The organism is Bradyrhizobium sp. TM102 (assembly GCF_009176685.1).
GTDB classification, from domain to species: domain Bacteria; phylum Pseudomonadota; class Alphaproteobacteria; order Rhizobiales; family Xanthobacteraceae; genus Bradyrhizobium; species Bradyrhizobium ottawaense.
The window spans coordinates 3283202-3299112 of the sequence record NZ_AP021855.1 but is presented as its reverse complement, the minus strand read 5'-3'; the positions used below and the strand labels follow the sequence as shown (position 1 = coordinate 3299112).

At 65.1% G+C, this 15911-nt stretch carries 11 protein-coding genes; 9 read left to right on the top strand and 2 right to left on the bottom strand.

Going from position 1 to position 15911, the window contains the following annotated elements:
- The first annotated feature begins 200 nt into the window (after positions 1-200).
- On the top strand, positions 201-1451 hold the full coding sequence (locus tag GDN70_RS15545; protein WP_038949929.1) for a multidrug effflux MFS transporter: 1251 nt from the start codon (positions 201-203) through the stop codon (positions 1449-1451).
- Positions 1452-1656: 205 nt separating this feature from the next.
- On the opposite strand, the gene GDN70_RS15540 is transcribed toward GDN70_RS15545, so the two are convergent.
- Together GDN70_RS15540 and GDN70_RS15535 are read right to left on the bottom strand one after the other, a co-directional pair.
- On the bottom strand, positions 1657-3324 hold the full coding sequence (locus GDN70_RS15540) for a glycosyltransferase family 39 protein (protein WP_049802010.1): 1668 nt from the start codon (positions 3322-3324) through the stop codon (positions 1657-1659).
- Positions 3325-3483: 159 nt separating this feature from the next.
- Entirely contained in the window at positions 3484-5094 is a 1611-nt protein-coding gene (locus GDN70_RS15535) for an ABC transporter substrate-binding protein (protein ID WP_028141174.1), read from the bottom strand.
- Positions 5095-5363: 269 nt separating this feature from the next.
- Here GDN70_RS15535 and GDN70_RS15530 point away from each other — a divergent pair, with 269 nt between their 5' ends.
- The 8 genes from GDN70_RS15530 to GDN70_RS15495 all read left to right on the top strand — a co-directional run bounded on the left by GDN70_RS15530 (position 5364) and on the right by GDN70_RS15495 (position 15632).
- Positions 5364-6494, top strand: a complete 1131-nt coding sequence (locus GDN70_RS15530) for a M20/M25/M40 family metallo-hydrolase (protein ID WP_152102740.1) — start codon at positions 5364-5366, stop codon at positions 6492-6494.
- 207 nt (positions 6495-6701) lie between these two features.
- Positions 6702-7643 (top strand): ABC transporter permease, encoded by a 942-nt coding sequence (locus tag GDN70_RS15525; protein ID WP_028141176.1) that lies wholly within the window; start codon positions 6702-6704, stop codon positions 7641-7643.
- Positions 7644-7662: 19 nt separating this feature from the next.
- Positions 7663-8550, top strand: coding sequence for an ABC transporter permease (locus GDN70_RS15520; protein WP_028141177.1), 888 nt, complete (start codon positions 7663-7665; stop codon positions 8548-8550).
- 14 nt (positions 8551-8564) lie between these two features.
- Positions 8565-10214 (top strand): ABC transporter ATP-binding protein, encoded by a 1650-nt coding sequence (locus tag GDN70_RS15515; protein WP_152103703.1) that lies wholly within the window; start codon positions 8565-8567, stop codon positions 10212-10214.
- A 262-nt stretch (positions 10215-10476) separates the two neighbouring features.
- Positions 10477-11982: a M81 family metallopeptidase gene (locus tag GDN70_RS15510; protein WP_038949931.1), complete on the top strand. Its 1506-nt coding sequence runs from the start codon at positions 10477-10479 to the stop codon at positions 11980-11982.
- Between the two features lie 13 nt (positions 11983-11995).
- A complete protein-coding gene (locus tag GDN70_RS15505; protein WP_038949932.1) occupies positions 11996-13159 on the top strand; it encodes a M20 aminoacylase family protein in 1164 nt (387 codons plus the stop codon).
- 2 nt (positions 13160-13161) lie between these two features.
- Positions 13162-14583 (top strand): amidase, encoded by a 1422-nt coding sequence (locus GDN70_RS15500; RefSeq protein WP_028141181.1) that lies wholly within the window; start codon positions 13162-13164, stop codon positions 14581-14583.
- Positions 14584-14741: 158 nt separating this feature from the next.
- Positions 14742-15632 carry a crotonase/enoyl-CoA hydratase family protein gene (locus GDN70_RS15495; RefSeq protein ID WP_028141182.1) on the top strand — a complete coding sequence of 297 codons (891 nt, stop codon included), beginning with the start codon at positions 14742-14744 and terminating at the stop codon, positions 15630-15632.
- The last annotated feature ends 279 nt before the right edge of the window (positions 15633-15911 follow it).

Sequence of the window (15911 nt, the reverse complement as noted above, 5' to 3'; positions counted from 1 at the left end):
CCGCTCGGCGCCGATCTTTAGGGAGGGATGGTGAATCACTGGTTTCCGGGCCATAGCAGGACCCGCGGTCGGCTCGCGCGGGGGCTTCCCCTCACCAATTCTTGTCCGCCCCTCCTCCGCCTGCCAGCCATCCCGAAACATGGGTTGTGCAACGCAGCATGAGCGATGGATAAAGTCGCTCAATTTCAGAGGTGAGCTTCTTGTCTGACGTCAATGCCGACGATTGGGTGTCCGCGGGACACCGCCCGATGGGATTTCCAGAATTCGTCATCGTGATCGCGTCCATCATGGCGCTGAATCCGCTTGCGATGGACATGATGCTGCCTGCACTGCCCAATATCGGGGCAGCCTTCAACATTCCCGTCGCCAACCATCTCCAGCTGGTGCTGTCGACCTTCCTGATCGGTTTCGGCGCCGGCCAGTTCGTCATGGGTCCCCTGTCGGACCGCTTCGGCCGCCGGCCGGTGCTGCTCGGCGGCATGGCGGTCTATGCGGTGGCGAGCGTGCTGGCGGTCGCGGCACCCTCATTCGAGACGCTGCTGCTGGCGCGCGCGCTGCAGGGGCTCGGCACCTCGGCCACGCGCGTGATCGCGACCTCGATCGTGCGCGACTGCTATGTCGGCCGCCGCATGGCGAGCGTGATGTCGCTTGCCATGATGGTGTTCATCGCGGTGCCCGTGATCGCCCCCTCGTTCGGACAGGCGGTACTGCTGGTGACGGCGTGGCGCGGCATCTTCGTCGTACTGATGCTGTACGGCCTGCTCGCACTCGCCTGGTGCGTGCTGCGGCTGCCGGAAACCCTCCCCGAGTCCGGACGTAGATCGCTGGCGCCCGCCGATGTGCTCTCGGCATTCCGGCAGACCCTGACCAATCGCCAGACCATCGGCTATGCCACGGCCGCCGGCAGCGTCATCGGCGCGCTCTTTGCCTTTGTCTTCTGCGCCCAGCAGGTCTTCACCGGCATCTATCACCTCGGCCATTACTTCCCACTCGCCTTTGCCGCGATTGCAGCCGGCACGGCCGTCGCCGGCTTCCTCAATGCGAGACTGGTCGGGCGGCTCGGCATGCGCGTGATCTCGCATGGCGCGCTGACGCTCTACACAATCGTCGCTGCCGTGATGCTGCTGACGGAAATGCTCGGCATCCTGCCGCTTGCTCTGTTCATGGTGCTCTCGGCTCTGATGATGTTCTCGTTCGGCATGATGGTTGCCAACTTCACGGCGCTCGCGATGGAGCCGCAGGGCCACATCGCCGGGACCGCCTCCTCGCTCTACGGCTCGATCACGACGCTGATCGGAATCGTGGTCGGCATGGCGATCGGACAGAGCTTCGACGGAACGCTATTGCCGTTCTCGATCGGCTTCTTCCTGTCGACGCTCGCTGCGCTCGCGATCGTGCTGGTGGTGGAAAAGGGCCGGCTGTTCAAGCCGTATCATCGTCCCGTCGCTTAAGGAACTTCCCGATCGCCTCGATGTTGTCCTGCAGCAATTCGAGAGGTCACATTCAATGGAACCGGAACACCGGGACGACCACCACGACGTCGAACGGCGGAAGACGGAACGTTCGGAGCCGAGCGCAGAGCAGGCCACGTTGACGACGCCTTTGGCGAGCGAGGGCCTCGAGCAGATCCGCGACAGTCATTGCTGAGCGCGGAGCCTATTCCGAACCGCGCCTGCTGGCGCTGAAATCATCCGCAGCGCTCTTGGGTATCATCCGCATTCCCCGGGGCCGCACGATCAGAGCGACCACCTCCCGCGAGAGACCGGGCCGCCCCCACAGGGTGGCCCGCACGGTGAACTCGCGCCTGACGAAGTGCCCGGTCTGCGAGGACGCCCACGCCATCCACCGCGTGCAAGATTCCTGGTCGCGGAAACACAGCGCGGCCCAGCCGCGGTCGAGCGACGTCTTGCGCGGCAAGCCCAAGGTCTGTTCGTACTCGAAGGGCGCCGCATGACGTGGATGGTCGGGGCTGTAGAACGCGGAGGCGAAGGCCAGCGAACCATCACCACTCACCGCGCTCAGCGGCACGCCGGTCTGCTCCCGCCACTCGCGCGTCAATTCACTAGCCGCCTGGGCGTAAAGATTCCGGCCCTCCTCATACCCGTGATCATTGCGATAGACGGCATGGATCGGCGCGGCGATCAGGACGGCCGCGAGCGCGACGCCGGCCACGATCACGGTGAGGTTGACCGTGTAGAAGCGCTCGATCGGGTAGCTCGTCCCGCAGACCACGAGAACGGTGAAGAGGAACAGTCCCTGCAGCGCCCATAGCGACGGCAGATCGGTGCCCATCACGAGCGACGTCACCACCGGCAGCACGATCGTGCCCATCGTGACGTAGAACAAGAGCCGCAGGCCCGGGCCCATTGCGGCGAAGTCCGCGGGAAACCGCTTCAAGCGCGTTCCTGCGACGAGCACCCAGAACACGGCCGACATGCTCATCGCCGCCGCCAGCCCCAGCAGAAAGTTTCTCGCCTCGCCGAGTGAGGTCGCAGCGTTGCCGCCGGTGTGCGCCAGCGCGTAGGTGAAGGTCGACGCGCCCGTCGTCGCGAGCCAATAGACGTGAGGTGACAGCGCCGCGAGCCCGACGACGACCGAGATCCAGGGCGAAGCGGAGGTGAAATAAGCGCGCCGCGCCGGGTGCGCCAGCGCGGCAAACGCGAAGCTCGTGACGAGAAAGATCGAATAATATTTGCCGACCATCGCCAGCGCCGTCGTGCATCCCATTGCGACCGCCCACAGCGGGGCGCGCGTCTCGAATGCGCGCAGGAAGCACCAGGTCGCCAGCGGCCAGACCGCCAGCAGCACCGAATTGGCATTGAAGCGCTGGGCATGGAATTGATAGACCGGCGTCAGCATCAGGAGCAAAAGCACCAGGATGCGCTTGTGCCCGGTCACGAATTGCCGCGCGATCCGATCAACGAAGATCAGCGCAAGCCCGGCATTGGCCATCGCCATCAATTGCAACGACCAATCGCTGAGCGGAAAGACAGAGGTCCAGCTGGCGGCAATCCAACCGGTCAAGGGCGGATGCTTGTGATAGCCCCAGGCGAAATGCTGCCCCAGCATCCAGGCCTCGAGCGTATCAGGGTGCAGGCCGCCGCCGGCATAGGCGATCGCCAGATAGAGCGTCCAGATCGCGACGAAGCAGCCGATGAGGAGCGGAACGGCCCAGCCCGCCTCGACGCCATCGAGCCAATGCAGGAAAGGCCGCCGCCAACGTGCCGGCGCGCGATCGGACCGTTCGGCCATCGCCTGGAATGCAAAATCGATCGGCACGGGAATCAGGTTGAGGAGGGAAAGTGATGCGTAAGGACGACGCATCTATTTCAAGATTGAAACAAATAGCAACGACTGGAAACTGGAAAGGTTAAAAGCCGCAACGCCTTTTCCGCCGGCGCAAGACCACAAAAGACAACGGCGCCGCTGATGACAGCGGCGCCGCGTGGTGAAGACGACGAAGGCTACGTGAATTCGCCTCCCTTACTCCGACTTGTCGACGTTCCAGAACAGCGGCGTCGCCGGGCCGTCGAGCACGCCGGTCAGCGATTTGCGCCAGCCGCTCGGCAGCAGGTATTGCCCCAGCGGGATGTAGATCACCTGCTCATAGGCTTCCTTCTGGATGTCGGCGGCGATCTTCTTCTGCTCGTCGATCGACGGCGCGCGGACGAACGCGTCCTTGAGCTGCTCGATCTTGGCGCTTTCCGCCCAGCCGAACCAGCCGCCCTTCTTGCCCTGGCCGCCGATCGAGAGATTGGCGATCGGGTTGGAGACGTCGGCCGCGACCCAGTTGGTGAAGAACATGTTCCAGCCACCCTCCTTCGGCGGCTTCTGACTGGCACGGCGGCTCACCACCGTCTGCCAATCGGTCGCTTGCAGATCGACCTTGAAGCCGGCTTCGCGCAGCAGCTGGGCCGCGACGATGGGCTGGGCCTTGAGCGTGGTGACGTCGCCGGGCGCCATCACCACGACCGGGGTGCCGTCATAGCCTGACTCGGCGAGCGCCTTCTTGGCCTCCGCCATGCCATTGCCCTTCACCAGGGTCTCGGCGCCGACCTCGGTCGCGAACGGCGTATCGCAAACGAAGAACGCACCGCAGATCTTCTGGTACTTGGCATTGCCGACCAGCGCGTCGAGAACGTCCTTCTGGTTCATCGCCAGAAGAGCGGCTCGTCGCACCTTCACGTTGTCGAACGGCGGATAGAGGAAGTTCATCCGGCCGAGCGTCTGAAAGCCGAACTTGTTCGAGACCTCGATCGTGATCTCCTTGTTTGCCTCCAGCACCGGCAGCATGTCGTAGGGCAGGTTTTCCATGAAGTCGATGTCGCCCGACTGCAGCGCGTTCACGGCGGTCTGCGAGTCCGGCATGGTGATCCATTCGACGCGGTCGACCTTCGCCACCTTGCCGCCGGAGGTCCAGCTCGCCGGCTCCTTGCGCGGCACGTAGTCGGTGTTCTTGACGTAGACGGCCTTCACGCCGGGCTGGAATTCCGATGCCACGAACTTGAAGGGGCCCGAGCCAATCTGCTCGGGGATCTGCTTGTCCGGCGGCGTCTCGGCGAGGCGCTTCGGCATCATGAAGGCGACGCGCGAGGACGGCTTGCCGATGGAATCGAGCACGAGGCCGTAGGGCTCCTTCAGCTTCAGCGTGATGGTCTTGGCGTCGGTCGCCTCGATGCTCGCGGTGAAGTCCAGGAGCTTCTGGCCCATGCCGTCGACCGCGGCCCAGCGCTTCAGCGAAGCGACGCAATCTTCCGCCGTCACCGGCGCACCGTCATGCCACTTCAGGCCGTCGCGCAGCGTGAAGGTGTAGGTGAGCTTGTCGTCGGAGATCTTCCAGTCCGCCATCTGCGGCTGGATCTTGAAGCTCGAATCGGGAGCCACCAGCGTGTCGTAGACCATGTAGCCATGGTCACGCGTGATGTAGGCCGTGGTGAAGATCGGATCGATGATGCGCAGATCCGAATGCATCACCGCCGTAATGGTCTTGCCGGCTGCAAGCACTGGCGAGGCAAGCGCCGTCGAAAGCGCAACGACAGACAGCGCAAGTTTGGAGGCAAACGCGCGAGGCCCCCGGCGCATGAAGTGGAACATAAAAAGTTTCTCCTGACGTGAAACTGTTCAAAGGCAGGTTATTGGTTAAGCATGCGGCTCGTTCCTTGGGCGAACTAACCTCATGCAATGCCTTTATCTTTCGAGACTTGCAGACAGTGCCGAGCGCGTCAATCCGGTTTCGCTGCAAGCCCTGGCGGCGCGGGCACGGGCTCCACAAGGATCGGTTTGGCTCTACAACACTCTCCACTCGTCCTGCCCCGCAGCAATGCAATGCGCATTCCATCTTTCGAAGCTTGAGAGACATTGAGATGAATCCAGCCAATCTTCCTTTCGATTCCGAGGCGATGCTCCAGGGTCTGCGCGGCTGGGTCGAATGCGAAAGCCCGACCTGGGACGCTGGTGCGGTGAATCGCATGCTCGATATCGCAGCGCGGGATATGGCGATCATGGGTGCGACGATCGAGCGCATCGCCGGCCGGCAAGGTTTCGGCGGCGTGATCCGCGCGCGCTTTCCGCATCCGAAACAGGGCGAACCGGGCATCCTGATCGCCGGCCATATGGATACCGTCCACCCGGTCGGTACCATCGAGAAGCTGAAATGGCGGCGCGAGGGCAACCGGTGCTACGGCCCCGGCATCTACGACATGAAGGGCGGCAACTACCTCTCGCTGGAAGCGATCCGGCAACTGGCGCGTGCATCCTTCACCACGCCGCTGCCGATCACCGTGCTGTTCACGCCGGACGAGGAAGTCGGCACGCCCTCGACGCGCGACATCATCGAGGCGGAAGCCGCGCGCAACAAATATGTGCTGGTGCCCGAGCCCGGCCGTGCCGACAACGGCGTCACCACCGGACGTTACGCCATCGCACGCTTCAATCTCGAGGCGACGGGCCGGCCGAGCCACGCCGGCGCGACGCTGTCGGCGGGACGCTCGGCGATCCGCGAGATGGCGCGGCAGATTCTCGCCATCGACGCGATGACGACGGAGGACTGCACCTTCTCGGTCGGCGTCGTGCATGGCGGGCAATGGGTCAACTGCGTTGCCACGACCGCCACCGGCGAAGCGCTCTCCATGGCCAAGCGGCAGGCCGATCTCGATCGCGGCGTCGAGCGGATGCTGGCGCTGTCGGGCACGGCCAACGATGTCGCCTTCAAGGTGACGCGCGGGGTGACGCGTCCGGTGTGGGAGCCGGATGCCGGCACCATGGCGTTGTATGAGAAGGCGCGCGGCATCGCCAAGTCGCTTGGCGCCGAACTGCCGCATGCGAGTTCCGGCGGCGGCTCCGACGGCAACTTCACCGGTGCGATGGGAATCCCCACGCTCGACGGCCTGGGCGTGCGCGGAGCCAATGGCCACACGTTAGAGGAGTATATCGAAGTCGAGAGTCTCGTTGAGCGCGGCCGGCTGATGGCCGGGCTGCTTGCGACGTTGGAGTGACCGGATTGGATGAGCGCGCCTGGCGCGCCGCGATATTTCGTCTGGCGGGCACGCTCCGCTGGCCCCCTTGAAGAGGGGTCGCCAAAACAGCTGACCGCACTGCAAAAACTGTGGCCCTGATGGCACGGGAATTGCTGAAATGTTAGGCTGGTGGCAGAACAGGCTATGACCGCTGCCGCCGATTTACTCTAATCTGACGGATCCAACTTGCTCGGATATCTCCTTCGCCGAATCTTCGCCGCCGTGCCCGTGATGGGCGTCGTCGCGCTGTTCGTCTTCCTCCTGCTCCGCCTCACCCCCGGCGATCCCGCCGCGATCCTCGCCGGCGACAATGCAACGCCGGAACGGCTCGAGCGCATCCGCACCTCGCTCGGCCTCAACGAGCCCTTGATCGTGCAGTTCATCACCTGGGTGAACAAGCTGCTGCACGGCGATCTCGGGACCTCGCTGATCTCCAATCTGCCTGTCATGAAGATGATCGGCCAGCGCGTCGAGCCGTCGATCTCGATTGCGCTGTGTACCATCATCCTCGCCGTGATCGTGGCGGTTCCCCTCGGCGTGATCGCCGCGTGGAAGCACGGCACCTGGATCGATCGCTTCGTGATGGGGCTTTCCGTGCTCGGCTTCTCGGTGCCGGTGTTCGTGGTCGGCTACATCCTGATCCAGATCTTCGCGATCGAACTGCGCTGGGTGCCGGTGCAGGGCTTCCGCAGCATCTTTAACGGCTTCGGACCGTTTTTCGAGCGCATGATCCTGCCGACCTGCGCGCTCTCCTTCATCTACATCGCGCTGATCGCGCGCATGACGCGCGCGGCGATGCTCGACGTGCTCGGCGAGGACTATGTGCGCACGGCGCGCGCCAAGGGCATCAACGAGGTCGCCGTGATGATGCGCCATGCGCTGCGCAATGCCGCCGTGCCCGTCATCACCGTGATCGGCACCGGCTTTGCGCTGCTGATCTCCGGCGTCGTCGTCACCGAGAGCGTGTTCAACATTCCCGGCATCGGCCGCCTCACCGTGGATGCGGTGCTGGCGCGCGACTATCCGGTGATCCAGGCGATGATCCTGCTGACGTCGCTGATCTATGTCGTCGTCAACCTTCTCATCGACGTCGCCTACACCCTGCTCGATCCCCGGATCCGGTACTGAGGCAAGGATAAGGACAAACATGTCGGTCGATACCCTTCCCCAGTCCTCCATTCCGATCACGTCGCCGCTGCGGCCGCGCTTCGGCTTCCTCACCTCGACGCCGATCATCGCCACGGCGACAGTCTTGCTCGCACTGATCATCCTGATCTCGATCCTGGCGCCGCTGATCGCGCCGCATGATCCGATCCAGCTCGCGCCGTCGCAACGGCTCAAGCCGTCGTCCGCGCAATTCCTGCTCGGCACCGATGCCTATGGTCGTGACCTGTTGTCGCGCGTCGTTTATGGCGGCCGCATCTCGCTGCTGATCGGTATCGGCTCGGCGATCCTGTCGATCGTCATCGGCCTTGCGATCGGCCTCGTCTCCGGCTTCTTCAAGCTGGTCGATGCCGTGCTGATGCGGGTCATGGACGGCCTGATGGCGATGCCGAGCATCCTGCTCGCGATCGCCGTGGTGTCGCTGTCCGGTGCCAGCCTCTGGACCGTGCTGATCGCGATCACGATCCCCGAGATTCCGCGCGTGGCGCGCCTGGTCCGCTCGGTCGTGCTGTCGGCGCGCGAGGAGCCTTACGTCGAGGCGGCGATCTCGGTCGGCTCGTCCTTGCCGAAGATCATGTGGCGGCATCTGATGCCGAACACGGTGGCGCCGCTGATCGTCCAGGGCACCTATATCTGCGCCAGCGCCATCCTCACCGAGGCGATCCTCTCCTTCCTCGGCGCCGGCATCTCGCCGGAGACGCCGACCTGGGGCAACATCATGGCCGAGGGCCGCCAGTACTTCCAGATCAAGCCGTCGCTGATCTTCTGGCCGGGCCTTCTGCTCTCGATCGCCATCCTCAGCATCAATCTGATCGGCGACGCCGCCCGCGACGCACTCGATCCGCGCATGAAGCAGCGGGAAGGCAAGTGATGACCGATCAAGTGATGACCAACACCGTCCTCGACATCAACAACCTCGTCGTGTCCGTCGGCAAGAAGCCCGGCGGGCCAAAGATCATCGACGGCATCTCGGTCCAGGTCCGCGAGCGCGAGACGTTGTGCCTCGTCGGGGAAAGCGGCTCGGGCAAGTCGGTGACCTCGCTCACCACGATGGGCCTGCTGCCGAAAGGCACGCTGGTTCCCACTGCCGGCAGCATCAAGCTGGTCGGCGAGGAGTTGCTCACCGCAACCGACCGCCGCCTGCGGCAGCTGCGCGCCACGCAGATGGCGATGATCTTCCAGGAGCCGATGACCGCGCTCAATCCGGTCGTGCCGGTCGGCCGCCAGATCGACGAGGTGCTGCGCGCGCACACCAATCTCGACGCCAGGGCGCGGAAGAAGCGCATCCTCGACATGATGGAGCAGGTTCGCCTGCCCCAGGTCGAGCGCATCTTCGCCTCCTACCCGCACCGCCTCTCCGGCGGCCAGCGCCAGCGCATCATGATCGCGATGGCGCTGGTGCTGGAGCCGAAGCTCTTGATCGCGGACGAGCCGACGACCGCGCTCGACGTCACCACGCAGAAGCAAATCCTGTCCCTGATCCGCGAGCTCCAGCGCGATCACGGCACGGCCGTTCTGTTCATCACCCACGACATGGGCGTGGTCGCCGAGATCGCCGACCGCGTCGCGGTGATGCGGCAGGGCCGGCTGGTCGAAACCGGCCCGCTCGAGACCGTGCTGCGCAATCCGACCATGGAATACACCCGCAACTTGCTCTCGGCGGTGCCGAGCCTGGTGCCGCGGCCGCCGCGCGAGGAGAGCCGCGAGCCGGTGGTGCTGGAGGCCAACGACCTCAGCAAGGTCTATAAAGAGCGCGCCTTCTTCGGCAAAGGCCGCGAGGTCGTCGCCGCCGACAAGGTGACGCTGACGCTGCGCAAGGGCCGCACGCTCGGCATCGTCGGCGAAAGCGGCTCCGGCAAGTCGACCGTGGCGCGCTGCATCGTCCGCCTGATCGATCCGACCTCCGGCGGCGTGCGCCTCGCCGGCCGCGAGATCGCCGGCATCTCGCGTCGCCTGCTGCAGCCGCACCGGCAAAAGATTCAGATCGTGTTCCAGGATCCCTATCGCTCGCTCAACCCGCGCGTCACCGTCGGCGAGAGTATTGCGGAGGGCCCGATCAATTACGGCGTCGCGCATGCCGATGCGATGAAACGTGCCCGCGAGCTGCTCGAGCTCGTCGGCCTGCCCGCTGACGCGGTATCGCGCTATCCGCACCAGTTCTCCGGCGGCCAGCGCCAGCGCATCGCCATTGCGCGCGCGCTCGCGCTCGATCCGGACGTGCTGGTCGCAGATGAGGCTGTCTCCGCGCTCGACGTCTCGGTGCAGGCGCAGGTGCTGGAACTCTTCGACGAGATCCAGAAACGTCTCGGCATCGCGATCCTGTTCATCACCCACGATCTGCGTGTCGCAGCGCAGATCTGCGACGAGGTCGTGGTGATGCAGCACGGCCGCGTCGTCGAGCAAGGCCCGGCTGCCGAGGTGCTGACGCATCCGAAGGAGGCCTACACCAGGGCTCTGCTGGACGCCGCTCCGGGGCGCGACTGGGATTTTGCGAACTTCCGGCCGGTGGCAGAGGGCGTGGCGGCCACGGCGTAGCGACACTCACCGCTGTCATTCCGGGGCATCGCGAAGCGATGAGCTACGGTGCGCAATTGCGCACCTGAGAATCCATCGCGCCTCAGAGTCTGTCGTCGGATGGATTCCGGGCTCGCGCCCAAGCGGGCGCGCCCCGGAAGGACGGCGGAGCACCATTCCCAAAACAGCTTGACCCTATGCGCGGCGCGAGTGCGTCCCACCTTGCTCTCGCCGCAGGGCCAAGGCTAACGTCGCGCCCTCTTGATTGATTGGACTGAACTGAATGACACGCATCGCCGTCGGCGGCTTCCTGCACGAGACCAACACCTTCGCTCCCACCAAGGCGACCTTCGCCGACTTCCAGCATGGCGGCGGCTGGCCGGCGATGACTGAAGGCGCCGACGTGCTGAAGGTGATGCGGCGCATCAATGTCGGCCTTGCCGGCTTCGTCGACAGCGCCGAGGCCAACGGTTGGGAACTTGTTCCGACGATCGCCTGCGGCGCGAGCCCGTCGGCGCACGTCACCAGGGACGCCTTCGAGCGCATCGTGAAGGTGATGGTCGACGGCATCAAAGCTGCCGGCCCGCTCGATGCGGTCTATCTCGACCTGCACGGCGCGATGGTGACCGAGCATCTCGACGACGGCGAAGGCGAGATACTGGCGCGCGTGCGCCGCGTCATCGGCAACGATGTTCCGCTGGTTACCAGCCTCGACCTGCACGCCAACGTCACGCCCGAAATGATCGCGCATGCCGACGCGCTGATCGCCTACCGCACCTACCCCCATGTCGACATGGCCGAGACCGGCCGCGCCTCTGCGCGACATCTCGCGCTGCTGCTCAAGTCCAAGCAGCGCTTTGCCAAATCGTTCCGGCAATTGCCGTTCCTGATCCCGATCAGCTGGCAATGCACCAACGACCAGCCGACCAAAGGCATCTACGAACAGCTCGCCGCGCTGGAGAGCGATGCGGTTCCGACGCTGTCTTTCGCGCCGGGCTTTCCCGCCGCCGATTTCCGCGATTGCGGCCCCAGCGTGTTCGCCTATGGCAGGACGCAAGCGGATGCCGACCGCGCCGCCGACGCGATCGTGAAGCTGATCGAAAGCCACGAGGACGATTTCGACGGCAAGATCTGGTCGCCCGACGAGGGCGTGCGCCACGCCATGGAACTTTCAAAGAGCGCGAGCAAGCCGATCATCATCGCCGACACCCAGGACAATCCCGGCGCCGGCGGCGATTCCGACACCACAGGCATGCTGCGCGCGCTGGTGCGCAACAGAGCGAGCGCCGCGACTGGCGCGATCTACGATCCCGTCTCGGCCAAGGCCGCGCATGATGCCGGCGTCGGTGCCACCGTGACGCTGTCGCTCGGCGGCAAGTCAGGCATCCCCGGCGACGAGCCCTATCGCGAGACCTTCGTGGTCGAAAAGCTGTCCGACGGCCGCTTCATCGCGCCGGGCCCTTACTATGGCGGCCGCGAGATGGAGATGGGTCCCTCGGCAGCCTTGCGCATCGGCGACGTCCGCGTCGTCGTCTCCTCGCACAAGGCGCAGCTCGCCGACCAGGCGATGTACCGCTATGTCGGCATCGAGCCGACCGAACAGAAGATTCTGGTCAACAAGAGCTCGGTGCACTTCCGCGCCGATTTCGAGCCGATCGCGGAAAAGCTGATGATCTGCGCCGCGCCCGGCGCGATGCCGGCCGACACCGCCACCCTGCCCTGGACGCGTTTGCGGCCGGGCATTCGCATCAAGCCGAACGGCCCCGTTTTCTCGCCTCCCTCAAGCTAACTGGACAGAACCCATGCCCACGATCGACCGCATCGACGGTTACGCCGACGAGCTCACCGCCATCCGCCGCGACCTGCACGCCCATCCCGAGATCGGATTCGAGGAAGTGCGCACCTCCGGCATCGTCGCCGACAAGCTGAAGAGCTGGGGCATCGAGGTGCATCGCGGTCTCGGCGGCACCGGCGTGATCGGCGTGATCAAGGGCAAGGGTTCGGGCAACAAGCGCATTGGCCTCCGCGCCGACATGGACGCGCTGCCGATGGAAGAGAACACCAATCTGAAGTGGAGCTCGAAAATCCCCGGCCGCTTCCACGGCTGCGGTCATGACGGCCACACCACCATGCTGCTCGGCACCGCGCGCTACCTCGCCGAGACCAAGAACTTCGACGGCACCGTGCACCTGATCTTCCAGCCGGCCGAGGAAGGCCTCGGCGGCGCCCGCGCGATGATCAAGGACGGGCTGTTCGAAAAATTCCCCTGCGACGAGCTGTACGGCCTGCACAACGCTCCCGACCTCAACCACGGCGAGATCGCGATCCTGCCGGGCCCGGCGATGGCCAGCGCCGACTTCTTCGACCTGCGCATCACCGGCTATGGCGCGCATGGCGCGATGCCCGAGCGCTCCAAGGACGCGGTGATTATCGCGACCACGCTGGCGCAGGCGATCCAGACCATCGTCAGCCGCAACGTCGAGCCGCTGCAGGCCGCGGTGGTGTCGATCACCCAGATCCACGCGGGCTCCGCCTACAACGTCATTCCCGGCGACGCGCATCTTTGCGGCACCATCCGCACCTTCTCGAAGGAAGTTCGCACCCTGGTCAGCGAACGCATCCGCACCATCTGCGCCGGCATTGCAAGCGCCTACCAGTGCGTGATCGACGTCGACATCCGCGACACCTTTGGCGTGCTGGTCAACCAGGTCGAGCAGTCCAAGGTGGTCGAGGACGTCGCGCGCACCATCGTCGACCCCGCCAACGTGATCACCCGCGCCCAGCCCAAGATGGGCAGCGAGGATTTCGCCGACATGCTGGAGACGATTCCCGGCGCCTATTTCTGGGTCGGCCATGATGGCAACGTGCCCGTGCACAATCCCGGCTTCGTGCTCGACGACAAGATCCTGCCGATCGGCGCCAGCATGTTCGCCCGGATCATCGAAACGCGCATGCCGGTGGGCTAGCGATGCATAAGAAGAGCGTCGAAGATGCCGTCACCTCGCTGCACGATCTGTCCGCGGTCGATCTGATCGCGGGCTATCGCGCCAAGCAGTTCTCGCCGAGCGAGGTGCTGGAGGATTTGCTCACGCATGTCGCTGCGTGGGAGCCGCATCTGAAGGCGCTCTATGCGTTCGATCCCGACGGCGCACGCGAGGCCGCCAAGGCCTCGACCGCGCGCTGGACCGGCGGCGAGCCGTCCGGCGCGCTCGACGGCGTGCCTGTTACGGTGAAGGACAACATCGCGACCAAGGGCGTGCCGGTGCCGCTGGGCGCCGCCAGCGTCAAGCTCGTGCCGGCCGAGAAGGATGCCCCGCCCGCCGCGCGCCTGCGCGAGGCCGGCGCGGTCATCTTCGCCAAGACCACCATGCCCGATTACGGCATGCTGTCGTCCGGACTCTCCAGTTTCCACGCACTCGCGCGCAATCCTTGGGATCTCTCGAAGAATCCCGGCGGCTCCAGCGCGGGCGCTGGCGCTGCGGCCGCGGCCGGCTACGGTCCGCTGCATCTCGGCACCGATATCGGCGGCTCGGTCCGCCTGCCCGCGGGCTGGTGCGGCCTCGTCGGATTGAAGCCGAGCTTCGGCCGCGTGCCGATCGACCCCACCTATGTCGGCCGCGTCGCCGGTCCGATGACCCGCACGGTCGACGATTGCGCGCTGATGATGAGCGTGATCGCAAAGCCCGACCGGCGCGACGGCATGAGCCTGCCCGCCGAGCCGCTGAACTGGAAGGGAGCAGAGAAGTCTCCGCGCAAACTCCGCATCGGGTTGATGCTCGATCCCGGCTGCGGCCTGGCGCTGCAGAAACCAGTGCGCGAGGTCGCGGTGAAGGCGGCGAAAGCGTTCGAATCCGCGGGCAGCGTCGTGACCGAGGTCGACGGCATCCTCACCCGCGAGATGCTCGACGGCCTCGACAACTTTTGGCGCGCGCGGATGTGGGATGATCTGGCCAGGTTGACGCCGGCCGAGCAGGCGAAGGTGCTGCCTTATATCTTCAAATGGGGCGCATCCGGCGCAAAGCTGTCGGGCGTGGATGTCATCCGCGGCTTCAACCAGACCATGGCGATCCGCGCGGCGGCGTCGAAGCTTTTCTGCGAGCTCGATTACGTGATCTCCCCGACCGCACCGAACGTGAACTATCCGGCGGACTGGGCCTCGCCGACCAACGACCCCATGAAACCGTTCGAGCACATCGCCTATACCGTGCCATGGAATATGTCGGAGAACCCTGCCATCTCGATCAACGGCGGCTTCGACGCCAAGGGTTTTCCCATCGGCGTGCAGATCGTCGGCCGCCGCTTCGACGACATCGGCGTGCTCGGCATGGCCAAGGCTTTTGAGGGCCTGCGCGGGCCGCAACGACCCTGGCCGAAGCCGCCGGCTAACTAATCGCACCGTCGTCATTCCGGGTTGCGCCCTCTTGGCGCAAGCCCGGAATCCATTCATCGGCACTACTGATGCCGAGAGATGGATTCCGGGCTCGCGCTTCGCGCGCCCCGGAATGACGTGGTAGAGAGACCGATAAAGAAACAAGGAAGGAAACCGCCATGGCGTATGAGACGATCAAATACGAGGTCGCCGAGCAGATTCTCACCATCACGCTGAATCGGCCCGACAAGCTCAACGCCTTCAACGCGCAGATGCAAGGAGAGCTGATCGACGCGTTCGACGCCGCCGACAAGGACGACAACGTCCGCGCCATTATCGTCACCGGCGCCGGCCGCGGTTTTTGCGCGGGCGCGGATCTGTCGTCCGGCGCCGACACGTTCGACCGCGACGCGCGGCGCGGCCCCGTCAAACGTTTCGCCGACGGCAAGGTGGACTACAGCGATCCGCAGGTGCGCGACGGCGGCGGCCAGGTGACCTTGCGCATCTTCAAGTGCCTCAAGCCCGTCATCGCCGCAGTGAACGGTCCTGCGGTCGGCATCGGCGTCACCATGCAGCTCGCGATGGACATCCGCATCGCTTCGGATGCCGCGCGGTTCGGCTTCGTGTTCTCCCAGCGCGGCATCGTGCCGGAGGCGGCCTCGAGCTGGTTCCTGCCGCGTATCGTCGGCATCTCGCAGGCGCTGGAATGGTGCTATTCGGGCCGCGTCTTCCCGGCGCAGGAGGCACTGGCGGGTCGTCTCGTCAGCAAGGTCGTCGCCCCTGACGATCTCCTGCCGACCGCCCGCGCGCTCGCCAAGGAATTCGCGGCGAAGACCGCACCGGTGTCGGTCGCGCTGATCCGCCAGATGATGTGGCGCATGATGGGCGCCGACGATCCCATGGAAGCCCACAAGGTCGACAGCCGCGGCATCTACGCCCGCGGCCGCTCCGACGACGTCAAGGAAGGCGTGGTGTCGTTCCTGGAAAAGCGCCCCGCGCAGTTCAAGAACAAGGTGTCCAGCGATATGCCGGACTATTTCCCGTGGTGGACGGAACGGGAGTACAAGTGACGCTCTCGTAGGGTGGGCAAAGCGAAGCGTGCCCACGCACTTTTCGCCATCGAGAGAGATGGTGGGCACGGCGCTTTGCGCCTTTGCCCACCCTTGTATTAGCGCGCCGGATTAGAATGGCCTGGTTCCGTGAGGAATGGCCCAGCCCGGGTGGCCGCCCGAGCTGGGCCGCCGATCGATCGGATCGATGCCCACCGAAGCCTTGAGGGCTGCGTTTTGTAGCAAGATCGCGGTCGGCACTTCATCGGGACCCGCATGGTTGAACGAACTTCAGGTTCG